We start from the raw sequence: 17,066 nt of genomic DNA, 5'->3' as shown, positions 1-17,066 counted from the left end.
ATGAAGGGAGAATACCTTCTTCTATTATCGGATAAGAAAGTTATAAATGAAAGATGAGTAGTCATAGTGACTATATCATAATTATACAAGGAGTGATTATTATGTTAATAGGAGAGGTGTCTAAGAAATATAATATTGGGATTGAAACCCTTAGATACTATGACAAAATTGGTTTACTTACAGTTGAGAGGAGATACAACAATAGATACTATACCGAGGAAGATATTAAAAAACTACAAAGCATTATGGTTATGAAAGAAATGATGTTTTCTTTAGAGGACATAAAAAAAATTTTAGAAATTGATGAAAGAATTGATAAGGGATTAGAAAATGAAGTTATAGACAAGGAGGATATTGAAATATTACTTAATGAGGTAAGGCTAAAGCATATAGAGATACTAGAGAAAGAAAAAGAATTAGAAATGGTAAAGAATCAGTTGGAAAGACTAATAAATAAAATATTACACTTAAAGGGTGATGGAAATGGATAAAAAACAATCTCTATATGATTTGCGGATTTCTCCATTAGGATATGGTTGCTATGCATTAAGTGGTGCTTATGGAACAAAGTTAGAAGAATATGAGATGATTAAAATTTTGCAGTATGCTTATGAATTAGGTATAAAAATTTTTGATACTGCTGGTAGTTATACAGGCACAGAAGAGATACTGGGTAGGGCAATAAAACCTTTTAGACATGATATTGTTATATCTTCTAAAGTTGGAATCACAGAAGATAATAGGATCGATCTTTCTAAAGAATCTATCAAATCCTCTTGTGAATCCAGCCTTAGAAAATTAAAAACAGATTATATAGACATATATCAAATTCACTACCATGATTCTAATACTCCTATAGAAAAAACCATTGAAGCCTTAGAATTGCTAAAAAAAGAGGGTAAGATTAAATATTATGGAATTGGTCACTTACCTTTGGATAAGACAGAAGAGTATTTAAATTTAGGAAATATATCTTTCGTTATGGCTGAAATGAGCCCAGTTAATACTTACCGATACAAAGAACTACATCCGTTGCAAGAAAAATACAATTTTGACATAATTGCATTTAGTATAACTGGCAGGGGTTTGCTATCTGGAAAGATTAATGAAAAAGTACAATTTGGAAGTAATGATATAAGGAGTATAGATCCGTTATTTAAGAAGTCTAGATTCGTTTCAGGTATAAAAATAGCAGAGAAATTAAGGGAGATAGGCAATAGATATAATATGACACCAACTCAAGTTGCAATTTTGTGGACAATTCATAACAAAGGGGTTGTTACAGGTCTTACAGGACCTACTAAAATAGAACATCTAGAAGAAAATAGTCGGGTTTTAAACTTGTCCTTAGACATAGATGGAGTAAAGGAAATAAATCAATTAATAGAAAAAGAAGAGAATAAATTAAGAAAAATCATGTATGAAGAAGTATATATTATTTTAACATCTTCATTTCCGTCAGGTTATGAAAAGTCTTACAAGGATATAATCTATGCTATTGAGTACTGTATTGAGAACCAACTTATTCCGTATAAGGATGGAATTGATATATACATGAGATTAGTGAAAGATAAAAGTTTAGGCAATAAATCTTTGGATAGACTTAATGAAATTCGAAATGATATAAAATCCATGGCTAATATAAAGAAAATATAATTGATTTTCTTATTAAACACAGATTTAAACTGGAAGGAAAGGTTATTTTGTATAATTTCCTATACACCAAAAGCAACAGTACAAGCTGCAATGGGTGCAGTTCCATTGTCTTTAGGTGCTATTGGTATTAATTATTCAGCGGAAAAATTCTTATAGCGTTAATTATTGCTTTTATTAATTTTTATTCATTCCATGCATTAAAGGAATCCCCAACCTCTTAAATATAGCGTGTTTATTAAAGTAGGCTATTAACAATATGTGATTGGAAATTAGAAAAAATTAGGATATAATTTATATGGTGAAAGTAAACAAGGGATAAAAAACTTAAGATTATTCTTAAAAAAGGGGCGAATAGGTTGGAAATTAATAGTGGTGATATTTTAGTTTTAAAAATGGGTTTGCATCTATAGAAAAATCTAATAATAAATAAAAATGAGTTTAAGCCCAAAAGCTTAAACTCATTTATTTACTGGTGCCGAAGGCGGGAATCGAACCCGCACGGTATTGCTACCACAGGATTTTGAGTCCAGCGCGTCTGCCAGTTCCACCACTTCGGCATATCAGTTGCAAGAAATATCATAACACAAAATTATAAAACAATCAAGAACTTTATTTTTATTAATATTTACTGGTAAATGTATTTAAGGTATACTAATAATAATAAAGGACTAAGTGTCTATTGAGTAAAATAGAACTAAACATAATATATTGGGAGTGATATTGTGAATAGAGAAAAAAAAGAAAAGTTAATGGTTATAGATGGTAATAGCTTAATCCATAGGGCCTTTTATGCTCTTCCTTTATTATCAACAAAGGATGGAATATATACAAATGGTGTTTATGGTTTTTTAACCATGCTATATAGAATGAAAGAAGAATATGCTACAGACTATATATGTGTTGCATTTGATAAAAAAGGACCTACTTTTAGACATGAAGCTTTCGATTTATACAAAGCCAATAGGCAATCTACTCCAAATGAACTATCTCAGCAATTTCCAATATTGAAAGAAATACTTTCAGCTATGAATATAGCTCAATTGGAACTAGATGGATATGAGGCAGATGATATTGCAGGTACCTTATCAAAAATTGGTGAAGATAAAGGTATGGGAATAATACTAGTAACTGGAGACAAAGATTATTTACAATTAGCCTCTGATAGTACAAAGGTTTTAATAACTAGGAAGGGGATTACTGAATTAGAAGAATTCGATAAAGAAAAAATAATAGAGGAGTATGGAATAACTCCAGACCAATTTATTGATTTAAAAGGACTTATGGGGGATGTATCAGATAATATTCCAGGAGTACCAGGAATAGGGGAAAAAACTGGCATTAAATTATTAAAACAATTTGGTACTATGGAAAACCTATATGATAATATAGATAAGGTAGGAGGCAAAAAAACTAAAGAATCTTTAATAGAATATAAGAATACTGCAGTACTTAGTAAAACCTTAGGCAGAATAATTAGAAATGCTCCCATTGATTTTACCTTTACAGAATTGAAAACAGAGGAACCTAATTGGGATGAATTAAAAAAAATATACGATGTACTTGAGTTCAATAGTTTATTATCAAAAATACCTAAGGATAAGATTACAATAGAAGAAGATGCAAACTATGAAACAAAATTCATAATTATTAAGGAGAATAATTATGACCAAATACTGGGAAAAATAGAATTGGAAAAAAGTTTTTGTTTTAAATTTTTATTTGATGATGATAATTATATAAATGGTGAAATAATTGGAGTTGGGATAAAAGTAAAAGATAGCCCATCTTATTATATAGATTACTCTCAGAACCATATTGAACAATTTGTAGAAAAATTTAGAAAGTATTTTGAATCGGATAAAATCGAAAAATATGGTCATATGCTAAAGATGGATATATTTGCTTTGCTTACACTTGAGATAGATATTAATAATATTGTTTTTGACAGTATGATAGGTCAGTATTTAATAAACCCTGCCCAATCAAATTATAGCATAAATGAGTTAGGTAAAGAGTATCTAAATATTTATGGGAAAGATTTAGAAGAAATATTAGGTAAAGGTAAAAATAAAAAATCCTTTAAGGATTTACCTATAGATACTAGAGCAGAATATATTTCCTTAACCTTGGATTTAATCCATGGAATAAGAAAACCGATAAATAGATTGATTGAAGAACAGGAAATGGCTAAATTATTTTATGAAGTTGAATTGCCTTTGGTAGAAGTATTAGCTAACATGGAGTTTCATGGATTTAAAGTGGATTTAGATGTATTAAATCAATTGGGGGATGAATTCCAAGAAGAAATTGATAGTTTAACGAAAGAAATTTATGAATTAGCTGGAAGGGAGTTCAATATCAATTCTCCAAAACAAATGGGAGAAATACTATTTGATGAATTAAATTTACCTGTAATCAAAAAAACTAAAACAGGCTATTCAACTGATGCAGAAGTACTAGATAAATTAAAGGGACAGCATGAAATAATTGAAAAAATTCTTAAATATAGACAGATGGGTAAATTAAAATCGACATATATAGATGGTCTGATAAATGTAGTAAATTTAGAAACTAGTAAAATTCATTCTAGTTTTAATCAAACTGTTACCAATACAGGGAGGATTAGCAGTACAGAACCTAATCTTCAAAACATTCCAATAAAAACAGAAGAAGGAAGAAAAATCCGGAAGGCCTTTGTAGTGGAAAATGAAGACTATATACTTATTGATGCAGATTATTCACAAATTGAATTAAGGGTATTAGCACATATTTCTAAGGACCCAAAGTTAATGGAGGCATTTTACCATGATGAAGATATCCATACAAAAACTGCTTCTGAGGTTTTTCATATTCCTAAGGATGAAGTAACGCCTTTAATGAGAAATAGAGCAAAAGCCGTTAACTTTGGAATTATTTATGGTATAAGTGATTATGGACTTTCTAGGGACTTAAATATTCCCAGAAAAGAAGCTAAAGAATATATAGATAAGTATTTAAAAAATTATGAAATGGTTAAAAAATATATGGATGATATAGTAAAAATGGGAAAAGAAAAAGGTTATGTGGAAACCATATTAAATAGAAGAAGATATATTCCAGAACTTAAATCAAGAAATTATAATGTAAGGTCTTTTGGTGAAAGAATTGCCATGAACACACCTATACAAGGAAGTGCTGCTGACATAATAAAAGTTGCTATGGTAAAGGTATTTGAAGAATTAAATAAAAGAAAATTAAAATCTAGACTTATATTACAGGTTCATGACGAACTTATTATAGAAGCACATAAAGATGAAATAGAAGAAGTTAAGAATATGATAAAAGACATTATGGAAAATTCTATTAAATTGCATATTCCATTAAAGGTAGATTTAAAAACAGGAGATAATTGGTATGAGTCAAAATAAACAAAAGATAATAGGTTTAACAGGTGGTATCGCTACGGGGAAATCCACAGTTTCAAATATTATTAAAAGCCTAGGTTATAAAGTTATTGATGCTGATAAAATAGCAAAGGATGTAGTGAAAAAAGGTAATCCTGCCTATAAAGAAATAATAGATACCTTTGGCCAAGAGATTTTAGATGAGGGAAATGTCATTAATAGAAAAAAGTTAGGGGCCATTATATTTAAATACAGTTTAATGAGAAGAAGACTAAATGACATAGTACACCCTTATGTATTTAAAACTATGAAGGAATTAATAGATAAATACCAAAAGGAAAGTATAATTTTTGTAGATGTGCCTTTATTGATTGAAGAAATAGATAAATTTAGGGGATATGGAATTACCTTAGACGAAATATGGTTAATTTACTTAGATGAAAAAACTCAATTAGATAGGCTTATAAAAAGAGATTTGATTAGTGAAGAAGAGGCTATTAGAAAAATCCAATCTCAAATGCCTATTGAATTAAAAAGAGAATATGCAACCAGAATAATCGATAATAGAAAAGACATTAAAAGTTTAGAGGAACAAGTAGAAAAAATAATAGATGAAGTAATATGATTCTCTGGAGGGTTTAATTTGACATGGATAATAAAAAAATTGCTAAAAAATCTTATCTATACAATAATAATCTTTTCATTAATCATTATGGGAGTATTCATATATATTAAAATTACATATCCATTGGGATATCTAGATTTAATTGATAAGTACTCTAATGAATTTAATGTTGACCCCTACTTGGTAGCAGCAATTATCAATGTGGAGAGTAGATATGACAAGGAGGCTATATCTCCTAAGGAAGCTAGAGGACTTATGCAAATATCAACTATTACGGGAGAATGGGCTTCTAAGGAATTATCCCTAGAAGGTTTTAGTTTGGAAAAGCTATTTGAACCAGAGACTAATATAATGATTGGTACTTGGTATTTAAAGGTTCTTTCTGAGGAGTTTGGCAATAATCTTCAATTAATTTTAGCAGCATATAATGGTGGAAGTGGAAATGTATCTAAATGGCTAGAAAGTGAAGAATATTCAAGGGATGGACTGGTTTTAACTAAGATACCTTTTAAAGAAACAGAAGAATATATTAAAAAAGTGGAAAAAAACATTAAGATATATAAAATTATTTATAAGTCTCAATTTAGTAATGCCTCATTTCATGGGGAGAATAATTTAATTGGTTTTATTCACAATTTTAGAAAAGTAATTAAAGGTTTGGTAGTATATAAATAGCTAAGGGGGAATAAGTTTGAAATACAAAAGAATGTTAATTATCCTATTAATTACTGTAACATTATTTACATTAATAGGATGTGAAAAAAATGAATCAAACAACACAACAGAGGCTTTCGAATCCAATACCGCTAATGTTAAAGAATATGAACCTGAATACGGTGGTCAGTTAATTTTACCATTGACTACTTTAAACACTTTAAATCCCCTAGTTACCGAAAATATTAGCTATTATCATTTTAGTAAACTTGTATTTGAAAGCTTATTTGAGCTGGACGAAAAATTGGATATTAAAAATCAATTAGCGGAAGATTATATTATCAAAGAAGATGGAACAATAAGTATTAAGTTGAAAGACAATGTATTATGGCATGATGGAGAAAAATTTACAGCAGAAGACGTGGCTTTTACAATAAATGCCATTAAATATGCAAAGGATGACATCACCTATAAAAAAATGTGGCATAGCATAACAGGAAACTTTTATCCTTCCAATATTAATAGGATTATAGATGTAAATGTAATTGACCCTTACAATTTAGATATAAAATTTGATATAGATTTCAGCAATAGTTTGGAAACATTAATTTTTCCAATCATTCCTAAGCATAGATTTGTAATGGGAAGAGAGGATAAAAGTTCTTATATAAGAGCATTGGATGAAGAGGATTATATTCCTATTGGAACTGGGCCTTATAAATTTTCAAATTATGATAAATATAAGGAAATCCACTTAGAATACTTCCAAGACTATAGAGAAGGTAGACCTTATATAGATAATATTGTTGGGAAGATACTAGAGGAAGATGAATTAGCTCTAACGGCCTTTGAAGTTGGTCAAATAGATTTGACTATAGCATTAGGTGTAGATTGGGAAAAATTTAATCAAAACAATAGAGTTAGAATACTTGAGTTTGTTTCACAAAACTATGAATTTTTAGGATTTAACTTTACTAATCCAGTTTTCAACGATGAAAATGGACACAGGTTAAGGAAGGCTATGGCTTACGGTATAGATAGACAAGCTATAATTCAGAGAGTATATTTAGGTCATGCTACACAAATGGATTTACCAATCCATCCTAATTCTTGGTTAATTTCGGATGAGGCAAATGTTTATGGATATAATTTATCAAAAGCAAAAGAAGAAATGGAAAAATTAGGTTGGAAGGATATAAATGGGGATGGGTTTTATGAAGACCAAAATGGAAATCAAGTTACCTTAAGACTTACAACCAATTCATATAATCCTTTGAGACTTAAAGTAGCAGATATGATAGTTGAGGATTTAAACAAAATGGGGATTCGTATTGTTAAGGATTATCCAGAAAGAATGCCAGACAATTTAACAGAAGAGATGATAGAAAACCAATGGGAGGAATTGAATAATCAGATTTTAAAAGGTGATTATGATATTATATTATTAGGGTGGAGTTTACCTTCAATACCCGAATTATCATTTGCATTCCACTCTAGCCAAATTAAATCGGGTAGCAACATCATCAGATACAGTAATGAAGCTATGGATGAAGCTTTATCAGAGGCTTTTAGTGCTGCTAATAGGGATAACAAATTTAAAACTTATGAAAAACTTCAATCTATTATTATAGAAGATTTGCCTTATTTAAGTTTATTTTTTAAAAACAAAGCATTGTTAATGGACAAAAAAATCATGGGAGACATAGATCCTACATTCTACAATATATATAGGAATATTGATAAATGGTATATTCCTAAAGAATTCCAGGAAGAAGTAGTTGAAAAAAATAGAAAATTATTTATAATAGGATTACAAGAATATATAATTGCAGAGGTGGTGGAACTGGTAGACACGTATGTTTGAGGGGCATATGGTAGTAATACCATGAGGGTTCGAGTCCCTTCCTCTGCACCAAATCATATACACAATATAGTATATGATTTTTTTATCCAATATTTAAAAGGGTGGTATAGGAATGGATAGAGAAATAATTCATATAGATATGGATGCCTTTTATGCATCTGTTGAACAAAGGGATAATCCAAATTTAATCAATAAGCCTGTCATAGTAGGAGGAGTACGCAGCAGGGGAGTTGTATGCACTGCTTCCTATGAAGCTAGAAGGTATGGAGTTCACTCAGCAATGCCAATAAAGACTGCTAAAAGATTATGTCCAAAGGGTATTTATCTACCAGTAAATATGGAAAAGTATAAAGAGGTGTCCAAAAAAATCCATAAGATTTTTGGAAGATACTCAACTAAAATAGAGCCCATTTCCATAGATGAAGCCTTTTTAGATGTGACAGGCAAAAATTCTTATACTATAGCCAAAAACATAAAAAGAGATATTAAAAAGGAACTTCAACTTACTGCCTCAGTTGGAATATCTATCAACAAGTTTTTAGCAAAGCTTGCATCAGATATTAACAAGCCTGATGGTCTAACAGTTATAAAAAAAGATAGAGTAATAGAATTCTTAAGACCTTTACCAGTGAACAGACTTTGGGGGGTTGGTCCAAAGATGGAGAGGGAGTTTAATAAACTAGGCATATATTATATTGGTGATATACAAAGATATGATGTAAAGGTTCTTATATCACTTTTTGGTAAAAGAGGAAAAGAACTATATGATTTTTCTTATGGCATAGATTCAAGACCCGTGGAAGAACATATAATCAACCAATCCTTGGGAGAAGAAGAAACCTTTCAAGAAGATATTAGAAATTCCAAAATATTAGTTAATAGATTAGAATTATATTCCATTAATTTAGCAAATAAATTGATAACCAAAGGTTATTTGATAAAGACCATTACTGTAAAAATTAAGTATAATGATTTTTCTGTGGAGACTAGAAGTATAACCTTAAACATACCTACTAATGATGAACGTACTATTTTTGGAATTAGTAAGTATATATTGTTGAATAAATTTAGTTTAGATAAGAGTATTAGACTTATTGGATTGACCCTTTCAAACATAATATACCCAGAAGATCCAATCCAGTTAAGCATGGAAATATGACAAAATATATATTAAACCAAAACAAGTATAATATTTAACAATATACAACAAAAATCATCAATAATAAAATAAAATTAATCTTTTTTCGGAAATGCAAAATATCTATAATTGCGAATATAAACGGTGAGAACCGGGGAAACCTTATCAAAAGAACCATTGTTAAAAAAATACCAATACGTCTATAGGGTATACAATCAAAAGAAATAATGTTATAATTGACAATGGAAACAAATAGCCTTAACCCTTTTTGTAGAGGATTTGCTTAATTATTGTTTATTTTTAATTGCTATTTTTAAACAACTAAAGAATAATAAAAGAGGTGGAATAAGGATGAAGCTTGAAAATCTCACTTTCAGAGGTGGGGTAAATGTACCACATTTTAAAGATTTGACAGATAATTTATCTATAGAGAAAGCAAAAGAGCCAGCTTTTGTAATAATTCCATTGCACCAACATACTGGGGCACCTTGTGAACCATTGGTAAAGGTGGGGGATACGGTAAAAGTTGGCCAAAAAATTGGACAATCTGAGGCTTTTGTATCTGCACCAGTACACTCATCAGTATCTGGTATAGTAAAAGGTATTACTACTATGCCGATTCCTACTGGTCTTACTGTGAATTGTGTAATAATTGAATCCGATGGGAAGAATGAGTTACACGAATCGATAAAACCAAAGGGAAATTTGGATGACTTATCTTCTAAAGAAATTATTAATATAATCAAAGAGGCAGGTATTACAGGAATGGGCGGGGCAAGTTTTCCAACTCATGTTAAATTATTACCTCCTTCAGAAAAGAAGATTGACACTATTCTCATAAATGGAGCAGAGTGTGAACCCTATTTGACAGCAGACCATAGAATAATGATTGAAGAACCTGAGAAGATAATATTTGGATTAAAAGCTATTATGAAGGCTGTAGGTGTAGAAAAAGGAATTATTGGAATTGAAAAAAACAAACCAGATGCAATAATAGCCCTAAGAGAAGCAAGCAAAGATGAAAAAAGTATTAGCGTAGCTTCTTTAAAGGTAAAATACCCTCAAGGAGATGAAAAAAGGTTAATCAATGCAATATTAGGACGAGTGGTTCCATCTGGTGGATTGCCAATGGATGTTGGTGCTGTAGTGTGTAATATTTCAACTACCAAAGCCATTGCAGAAGCTATTTTAGAAGGAAAACCTTTGTTTGAAAGGATAACAACTGTTACTGGCCATGGCATTAAAGAACCTAAAAATCTTCTGGTAAAAATTGGAACGCCTTTCAAGGACCTACTTGAACAATGTGGAGGATTTAATGAAGGTTCTCCAGGAAAAATCCTCATGGGTGGTCCAATGATGGGGTTGAGCCAATATTCAATTGATGTACCAGTAATTAAAGGTACAGGTGGCATATTGATATTGACAGAAGAGGAAGCAAAACCAGAACCTGTACAACCTTGTATAAGGTGTGGTAAATGTGTAGAAGTATGTCCTGTAAAATTACAACCATTATACATTAGTGGTTTTGCTTTAAAGAAAAATTTTGATAAAGCAGAAGATTTTCATGCTCTAGATTGTGTTGAATGCGGGGCGTGTTCATATATTTGTCCAGCTAAAAGACCATTAGCAGAGTCTATTAGAATGGCTAAAAGGGAAATATTGGCTAAAAGAAAGCGAAATAGTTAGGAGGATATGAAATGGATAGTAAAGTAATGGATACTTCTAAAGCTCAAGAATTAGCCTTAGAAAATAAGTTGTTAGTTTCTTCATCTCCTCATATAAGATCTAATGAATCTGTACAGAGGATAATGCTAGATGTGATTATTGCGCTTATTCCAGCTATTGTTGGTAGCGTATACTTTTTTGGAATAGATGCATTAAAATTGATTTTGATTTCTGTGGCTTCATCAATTCTTTTTGAAGCAATTATTCAGAAAATATTTGGTAAACCTATAACAATAAATGATTTTTCAGCTATTATAACGGGTATTTTAATTGCATTCAACTTACCTGCCAGTGCCCCTTGGTGGTTACCAATAATGGGTTCTGCTTTTGCAATTATTATCGTTAAGCAATTTTTTGGAGGAATAGGTTCAAACTTTATGAATCCAGCATTAGCTGCAAGGGCAATGCTTCTTACTTCATGGCCAACACATATGTCAAGTTTTACTGGAACTAGGCCCGATGTTATTGCAACTGCTACACCATTGGCAATAATGAAATATGGAATGGTAGCCGATGGAACTGCCTCTGCAACAGTTGAAGCTGCTACATCTGCTTCTCAAGCCGCAGGAGCAGAGCTTCCTACATTATGGAATATGTTTATAGGAAATATTCCAGGGGCAATAGGAGAAACTTCTGTATTGTTATTATTAATTGGTGCTGCATATTTGATAATTAGGCAAGTTATTGATTGGAAGATTCCAGTATTTTATATAGGCACGACTTTTATCATGTTGGTTTTGCTAGGGGTAGAGACTGAATTCTTACCCTATCATATTCTAGGCGGAGGATTAATACTTGGAGCTTTTTATATGGCTACAGACTATGCTTCTTCACCAGTTACTCCAGTGGGAAGAATTATATTTGGTATCGGGGCTGGAATATTGACAGCTCTTATTCGAGTTAAAGGTGGTTATCCTGAAGGAGTATCCTATTCAATTCTATTGATGAATGTAGCAACTCCTTTAATAGAGAGATTTACAAGACCTAAAATATTTGGGGAGGTGAAGTAGATGAATGAAACCTTAAAATTAGGATTAATATTATTCATCATAACTGCTGTAGCTGCCTCTATTTTGGGTTTATCAAATAGCGTAACATCTGAAAGAATTGCAGAGGCTGATAAAATAGCTAAGGAACTAGCAAAAAAAGAAGTATTAGAAGTAGCAGAGAACTTCAGCCTCTTAGACGAGGGAAGATTAAAAGAAATTATTGATTCAAATACAAATATTGTAGAAATAAACGAAGGTTATAATGGTTCGGATTTAGTTGGATATACTTTTAATATTAAAGTTAATGGCTATGGAGGAGAAATTACCTTCATGACGGGTATATCTACAGAAGGCAAAATTACTGGTTTAAAGGTATTAAACCATGGAGAATCTCCTGGACTTGGGGCTAATTCAACTAAACCTTATTTCTCCAACTCCTTTAAGAATAAATCGGTAGCTAGTGAAATAACAGCAGCCAAAAAGCCGCAGGGAGATAGTGAAGTCCAAGCTCTTACTAGTGCTACTGTAACAACAAATGCAATAGTTGATGGAGTTAATTTAGTTCGCCAAGTATATAATGAGAAATTATCTAATTAGATAATTTATGGAGGTGTAAACATTGAAGTTGTCTAAAGTTTTTTATAATGGAGTAATAAAAGAAAATCCCATATTTGTTCAATTAATAGGAATGTGTTCAGTTTTAGCAGTTACAACTTCTGCCATTAATGGCATAGCTATGGGCCTTGCAGTCACAGGTGTATTAATTGGCTCTAATGTAGTAATCTCTTTACTGAGAAAGGTAATTCCTGATAAAATTCGTATACCTGCTTTTATTGTTGTAATTGCAACTTTTGTAACTATTGTAGAAATGTTTATGAAAGCATATACCCAAGATTTATATAACGCTTTAGGAATATTTATTCCTTTAATAGTTGTTAACTGTATTATATTGGCTAGAGCAGAAGCATTTGCTTCTAAAAATAATGTTCTAGCTTCAGCAGTTGATGGATTAGGGATGGGTGTTGGATATACCATAGCATTATTGTTATTAAGTATTTTAAGAGAAATTTTAGGAGCTGGAAGCATATTTGATAAGCAACTATTTGGTCCTTCTTTTGAACCTGCAATAATTTTTATAATGCCACCAGGAGCATTTATACTACTTGGAATTTTGATAGCAGTTTTTAATAGTATTATGAAAAAGAAGGATAAAAAGGAAGCTTTGTTAAAGGAGGAAGCTAGATGAGCATTTTTACTATATTGATTAGTACTATTTTTGTTAACAATTATGTATTAGCTCGTTTCTTAGGAATATGTCCTTTTCTAGGTGTATCCAACAAGACTGAAACTGCAACTGGTATGGGGATAGCTGTAACCTTCGTCGTTACACTATCATCAATAATAACCTATGTAATACATCATTACATTTTACATTTATTGCATCTAGAATATTTACAAACTATCGTTTTTATCCTTGTTATAGCAGCGCTGGTACAATTTGTTGAAATGGTACTAAAAAAGATGAGTCCAACTTTATATAATGCATTGGGAGTATATCTTCCATTAATCACTACAAACTGTGTAGTGCTTGGAGTAGCTATATTAAATATTCGAGAAGGATTTACTTTGATACAGACAATTTTTAATGCCTTTGGTGCATCCATTGGTTTTGGCTTAGCCCTAGTTTTAATATCAGCAATTAGAGAACAGTTTGAAATAATAGATATACCAGAAGCCTTGAAGGGTTTTCCAATTGCATTAATAACAGCAGGTCTTATGTCCATTGCGTTTTTAGGATTTAATGGACTTGTATAGGAGGTAATAAGATGATAGAAATATTATATCCAATTACTGTATTAGGTGGTTTGGGACTTTTATTTGGCTCAAGTCTTTCATTGGCATCTAAGTTTTTTTCCGTAGAAATAAATCCAAAGGTTGAAGAAGTTAGAAAAGCACTACCTGGAGCTAATTGTGGCGCTTGTGGTTTTCCAGGTTGCGATGGGTTAGCAAATGCTATTGCAGAGGGGAAAGCTCCAGTAAATGCATGTAGCGTTGGAGGTAATCCGGTGGCTGAAGCTGTAGCTGATATTATGGGGGTAAATCCAGCAGAGACCATTAGAGAAGTAGCTACTGTTTTATGTCAAGGTGATTGTCATAAGGCAAAAGATAAATATATTTATGAAGGCATTAGAGATTGTAGAGCACAAAATATATTAGCAGGAGGAAGTAAATCCTGTTCCTATGGATGTTTAGGTTGCGGTACTTGTAAAGATGTTTGCGAATTTGATGCAATTGAAATTATAGATGGGATTGCAGTTATAGATAAGGACAAGTGTACATCTTGCAAGAAATGCCTAAGTGTTTGTCCAAAGGGAATAATTGAACTTGTACCTTATGATAATGAAGTAGTAGTTAAATGTAAAAGCAATGATTCAGGAAAAGTAGTTAGAGGTAATTGTAATATTGGGTGTATTGGATGTCAAATCTGTGTAAAAAATTGTCCAGTAGATGCCTTTACCTTTGAAAATTATCTTGCAAGGATAAACTATGATAAATGTATTAATTGTGGTATTTGTGCAGAAAAATGTCCTACAAATGCAATATTTTCAAGTTTAAAAAAGCCAGAAGTAGCAATTCAATAAAAAGAGCCTAAAATTTAGGCTCTTTTAATTTTAGAAGAATTCATTTATAATAAAGAAGGTAAGGTTATTATTCTAGCTTGTAAATGAAAAGTATAAATGATAAACTAATTGTAATATACACAGAATCAATACAAATACTAAAGGGTGAAAAAGTTGACAAAAGGTGATAAATACTTAATGGTTTTTATCGTAGTTATTAGTATATTATCTTTATCCTACGTAAAAAAATCAGCCTTTAATAATAAAGAAAAGTATATAAGTATACAGGTTAATGGAGAAGAAATAAAAAAGATAATATTCGATACCAATTTAATAGGGAAAACTATTCCGGTGGAAACCGAATATGGATATAATCTAATAGAGATAGATGATGAGAAGGTTCGAGTAATTGAAGCAGATTGTCCTGATCAATTAGATGTAAAACAAGGCTATATTTCAAAAGTTGGAGAAGTTATCGTTTGTTTACCCAATAGATTAGTAATTGAGATAAAGGGTATAGATGACGAAGTAGATATAGATCATATTAGCCGTTAGAGGTGAAAAGATGAAAGGTATTAAAAGATTAATTTTTTTGTCATTATTAGTTTCTATTGGGTTAGGTTTAAGCATTATTGAATCAATGATGCCAGTACCCTTTGTAGCTCCTGGAGCAAAATTAGGACTATCAAATATGGTCATATTAATAACGTTGGTAATTTTTGGCTTTAAGGAAGCTTTTATAGTGAGTATACTTAAATCCGTTATTTTTACTTTAGTTTCGGGAAGTGTAACAAGTCTATTCTATAGTCTTTCTGGATCTGTATTAAGTTGTATTTTAATGTTTATTATATATGATAATTTTTCTAATATTTTTAGTTTAATTGGAGTTAGCATTTTTGGTGCATTAGCCCATAATTTTGCTCAAGTAACAGTGGCTAGTCTAATGATGAAAAACTTTAGGATATTTTCGTATCTTCCCATATTATTATTGACTAGTTTATTTACTGGATATTTTATTGGTCTAGTTTCAATATTTGTTGTAAAGAACTTAAGAAAATCTTTCAATAATATATTTTATTCTAAAAATTAAGGTGATATTATGAACAGAATTATTCTTGCATCAGCATCTCCCAGAAGGAAAGAGTTACTATTGAAGTATAATGTAGAAACTATTATAATAGAATCTAAAATTGATGAAAAAATCTCCCAACATGAAACTGCTGAACAAGTAGCCATGGCATTATCTTTCGAGAAAGCTAATCAAGTGGCAAGAAAACTTAATGATGGAGAAATCGTTATAGGAGCAGATACAATTGTAATTTGTGAAGGGGAAATACTTGGGAAACCCAAAGATGAAGATGAAGGCAAGAATATGATGAAATTTTTGAGTGGTAAGGAACATGAAGTGATAACTGGGTTAAGCATTATAAAATCAAACTCAAACTTAAAGATAATAGATTATGAAAAGACAATAGTAAAATTTAGAGAGCTTACAGACAAAAAAATTGAAAACTATATTAAAACTAGGGAATACATTGATAAGGCTGGCGGTTATGCAATACAAGGACTAGGTAGTGTATTTGTAGAGTATATTAATGGATGTTACTTCAATGTAATTGGACTACCTATATATAAATTAGACATTTTGTTAGAAAGATATTTTGGTATAAGTCTATTATAAGAATGTAGGTGATTATATATGGTGGATAATATTATTAAAAGTTATACCATAAAGGATCTTCCATTACACGAAAGACCTAGGGAAAAGCTGATAAAATATGGGGTTGGTTCTTTATCAAATGCGGAGCTAATTGCAGTAATTATTAGAACAGGACATTTTGAAGATACTGCAATTGACTTAGCTAATAGACTTATTAGTATGGACAAAAGCGGGATTGGGTACCTTTCCCATGCAACAGTAGAAGAACTAACAACTATAAAAGGCATTGGTCAGTGCAAAGCAGCCCAAATTATAGCTGCCATAGAGTTAGGCAAAAGGATATCTAGTCGAGGGGGAGAAGACAAACTAAAGGTAGACTCACCCTTAATAATTGCTGAGTTGCTTATGGAAGAAATGAGATATTTGAGGAAAGAACATTTCAAAATTGCTATTCTTGATACTAAAAATCAAATAATTAGTATTGAAAATATATCCATAGGTAATTTGAACTCATCCATAGTACATCCAAGGGAAGTTTTTAATATTGCCATTAAACGAAGTGCAAATTCTATCATTTTAGTACATAATCACCCTAGTGGTGATCCAACACCAAGTACAGAAGATATTAATATTACACACAGATTAATCGATGCAGGGAATATAATTGGAATTAAGGTTTTAGACCATATAATAATTGGTGATAATAAGTATGTAAGCTTTAAACAGAAAAACATTATCTAAAATATTGATT

Annotated in this window: 17 protein-coding genes, 2 tRNA genes and 1 pseudogene; 19 read left to right on the top strand and 1 reads right to left on the bottom strand. The window is 30.9% G+C overall.

The genetic code is table 11. The features are described from left to right. Positions 1–101 precede the first annotated feature (101 nt). From C3E90_RS05805 to C3E90_RS05795, 3 genes and pseudogenes are all read left to right on the top strand, one after another. Positions 102–491 (top strand): MerR family transcriptional regulator, encoded by a 390-nt coding sequence (locus C3E90_RS05805; RefSeq protein ID WP_236914718.1) that lies wholly within the window; start codon positions 102–104, stop codon positions 489–491. Then, positions 484–1,656: an aldo/keto reductase gene (locus C3E90_RS05800; protein ID WP_236914717.1), complete on the top strand. Its 1,173-nt coding sequence runs from the start codon at positions 484–486 to the stop codon at positions 1,654–1,656. Before C3E90_RS05805 ends, C3E90_RS05800 begins: the two co-directional genes overlap by 8 nt. Then, positions 1,657–1,812, top strand: a pseudogene (locus tag C3E90_RS05795) (cation:proton antiporter); the annotation flags it as partial. It lies immediately after the preceding gene. A gap of 314 nt (positions 1,813–2,126) precedes the next feature. Here C3E90_RS05795 and C3E90_RS05790 read toward each other — a convergent pair. Continuing rightward, positions 2,127–2,213 (bottom strand) — tRNA-Leu (locus tag C3E90_RS05790). A 192-nt stretch (positions 2,214–2,405) separates the two neighbouring features. Between C3E90_RS05790 and polA the strand changes: the two genes are divergently transcribed. The 16 genes from polA to radC all read left to right on the top strand — a co-directional run bounded on the left by polA (position 2,406) and on the right by radC (position 17,056). Continuing rightward, positions 2,406–5,063 carry a DNA polymerase I gene (polA, locus tag C3E90_RS05785; protein ID WP_236914721.1) on the top strand — a complete coding sequence of 886 codons (2,658 nt, stop codon included), beginning with the start codon at positions 2,406–2,408 and terminating at the stop codon, positions 5,061–5,063. Continuing rightward, positions 5,050–5,664 carry a dephospho-CoA kinase gene (gene coaE, locus C3E90_RS05780; protein WP_236914716.1) on the top strand — a complete coding sequence of 205 codons (615 nt, stop codon included), beginning with the start codon at positions 5,050–5,052 and terminating at the stop codon, positions 5,662–5,664. Before polA ends, coaE begins: the two co-directional genes overlap by 14 nt. A gap of 18 nt (positions 5,665–5,682) precedes the next feature. After that, positions 5,683–6,339, top strand: coding sequence for a lytic transglycosylase domain-containing protein (locus C3E90_RS05775; RefSeq protein WP_236914715.1), 657 nt, complete (start codon positions 5,683–5,685; stop codon positions 6,337–6,339). Between the two features lie 16 nt (positions 6,340–6,355). Beyond that, entirely contained in the window at positions 6,356–8,182 is a 1,827-nt protein-coding gene (locus tag C3E90_RS05770) for a peptide ABC transporter substrate-binding protein (protein ID WP_236914714.1), read from the top strand. Further along, positions 8,147–8,233, top strand: a tRNA-Leu gene (locus C3E90_RS05765). Before C3E90_RS05770 ends, C3E90_RS05765 begins: the two co-directional genes overlap by 36 nt. 61 nt (positions 8,234–8,294) lie before the next feature. Further along, complete coding sequence (locus tag C3E90_RS05760; RefSeq protein ID WP_236914713.1) at positions 8,295–9,341, top strand: DNA polymerase IV; 1,047 nt, start codon at positions 8,295–8,297, stop codon at positions 9,339–9,341. A gap of 330 nt (positions 9,342–9,671) precedes the next feature. After that, on the top strand, positions 9,672–11,006 hold the full coding sequence (gene rsxC, locus C3E90_RS05755) for an electron transport complex subunit RsxC (protein ID WP_236914712.1): 1,335 nt from the start codon (positions 9,672–9,674) through the stop codon (positions 11,004–11,006). Between the two features lie 11 nt (positions 11,007–11,017). Continuing rightward, positions 11,018–12,055, top strand: a complete 1,038-nt coding sequence (locus C3E90_RS05750) for an RnfABCDGE type electron transport complex subunit D (protein ID WP_236914711.1) — start codon at positions 11,018–11,020, stop codon at positions 12,053–12,055. Beyond that, positions 12,056–12,631 carry an RnfABCDGE type electron transport complex subunit G gene (locus C3E90_RS05745; protein WP_236914710.1) on the top strand — a complete coding sequence of 192 codons (576 nt, stop codon included), beginning with the start codon at positions 12,056–12,058 and terminating at the stop codon, positions 12,629–12,631. Positions 12,632–12,653: 22 nt separating this feature from the next. Further along, complete coding sequence (gene rsxE, locus C3E90_RS05740) at positions 12,654–13,280, top strand: electron transport complex subunit RsxE (RefSeq protein ID WP_236914709.1); 627 nt, start codon at positions 12,654–12,656, stop codon at positions 13,278–13,280. Beyond that, on the top strand, positions 13,277–13,849 hold the full coding sequence (gene rsxA / locus C3E90_RS05735) for an electron transport complex subunit RsxA (protein ID WP_236914708.1): 573 nt from the start codon (positions 13,277–13,279) through the stop codon (positions 13,847–13,849). The genes rsxE and rsxA overlap by 4 nt, the downstream gene beginning before the upstream one ends. A gap of 11 nt (positions 13,850–13,860) precedes the next feature. Then, positions 13,861–14,676 (top strand): RnfABCDGE type electron transport complex subunit B, encoded by an 816-nt coding sequence (locus C3E90_RS05730; RefSeq protein WP_236914707.1) that lies wholly within the window; start codon positions 13,861–13,863, stop codon positions 14,674–14,676. Between the two features lie 153 nt (positions 14,677–14,829). After that, entirely contained in the window at positions 14,830–15,210 is a 381-nt protein-coding gene (locus C3E90_RS05725; protein ID WP_236914706.1) for a NusG domain II-containing protein, read from the top strand. Positions 15,211–15,220: 10 nt separating this feature from the next. Beyond that, a complete protein-coding gene (locus C3E90_RS05720; RefSeq protein ID WP_236914705.1) occupies positions 15,221–15,745 on the top strand; it encodes a Gx transporter family protein in 525 nt (174 codons plus the stop codon). A 9-nt stretch (positions 15,746–15,754) separates the two neighbouring features. Continuing rightward, positions 15,755–16,336, top strand: coding sequence for a Maf family protein (locus C3E90_RS05715; protein ID WP_236914704.1), 582 nt, complete (start codon positions 15,755–15,757; stop codon positions 16,334–16,336). A gap of 18 nt (positions 16,337–16,354) precedes the next feature. Further along, positions 16,355–17,056: a RadC family protein gene (radC, locus tag C3E90_RS05710; RefSeq protein WP_236914703.1), complete on the top strand. Its 702-nt coding sequence runs from the start codon at positions 16,355–16,357 to the stop codon at positions 17,054–17,056. Positions 17,057–17,066 lie beyond the last annotated feature (10 nt).

Origin of the sequence: Clostridium sp. Cult2 (assembly GCF_021655075.1) — a bacterium.
Taxonomy (GTDB): domain Bacteria; phylum Bacillota; class Clostridia; order Tissierellales; family Tepidimicrobiaceae; genus Schnuerera.
Note: the sequence above shows the minus strand (reverse complement) of the source record. Positions and strands in the feature narration are given on the sequence as shown.

Bases quoted from the DNA above. Each gene is read 5' to 3' on its own strand.
- C3E90_RS05805 (WP_236914718.1), top strand. From the start codon at position 102: ATGTTAATAGGAGAGGTGTCTAAGAAATATAATATTGGGATTGAAACC.
- C3E90_RS05800 (WP_236914717.1), top strand. From the start codon at position 484: ATGGATAAAAAACAATCTCTATATGATTTGCGGATTTCTCCATTAGGA.
- polA (WP_236914721.1), top strand. From the start codon at position 2,406: ATGGTTATAGATGGTAATAGCTTAATCCATAGGGCCTTTTATGCTCTT.
- coaE (WP_236914716.1), top strand. From the start codon at position 5,050: ATGAGTCAAAATAAACAAAAGATAATAGGTTTAACAGGTGGTATCGCT.
- C3E90_RS05760 (WP_236914713.1), top strand. From the start codon at position 8,295: ATGGATAGAGAAATAATTCATATAGATATGGATGCCTTTTATGCATCT.
- rsxC (WP_236914712.1), top strand. From the start codon at position 9,672: ATGAAGCTTGAAAATCTCACTTTCAGAGGTGGGGTAAATGTACCACAT.
- C3E90_RS05750 (WP_236914711.1), top strand. From the start codon at position 11,018: ATGGATAGTAAAGTAATGGATACTTCTAAAGCTCAAGAATTAGCCTTA.
- C3E90_RS05745 (WP_236914710.1), top strand. From the start codon at position 12,056: ATGAATGAAACCTTAAAATTAGGATTAATATTATTCATCATAACTGCT.
- rsxA (WP_236914708.1), top strand. From the start codon at position 13,277: ATGAGCATTTTTACTATATTGATTAGTACTATTTTTGTTAACAATTAT.
- C3E90_RS05730 (WP_236914707.1), top strand. From the start codon at position 13,861: ATGATAGAAATATTATATCCAATTACTGTATTAGGTGGTTTGGGACTT.
- C3E90_RS05720 (WP_236914705.1), top strand. From the start codon at position 15,221: ATGAAAGGTATTAAAAGATTAATTTTTTTGTCATTATTAGTTTCTATT.
- C3E90_RS05715 (WP_236914704.1), top strand. From the start codon at position 15,755: ATGAACAGAATTATTCTTGCATCAGCATCTCCCAGAAGGAAAGAGTTA.
- radC (WP_236914703.1), top strand. From the start codon at position 16,355: ATGGTGGATAATATTATTAAAAGTTATACCATAAAGGATCTTCCATTA.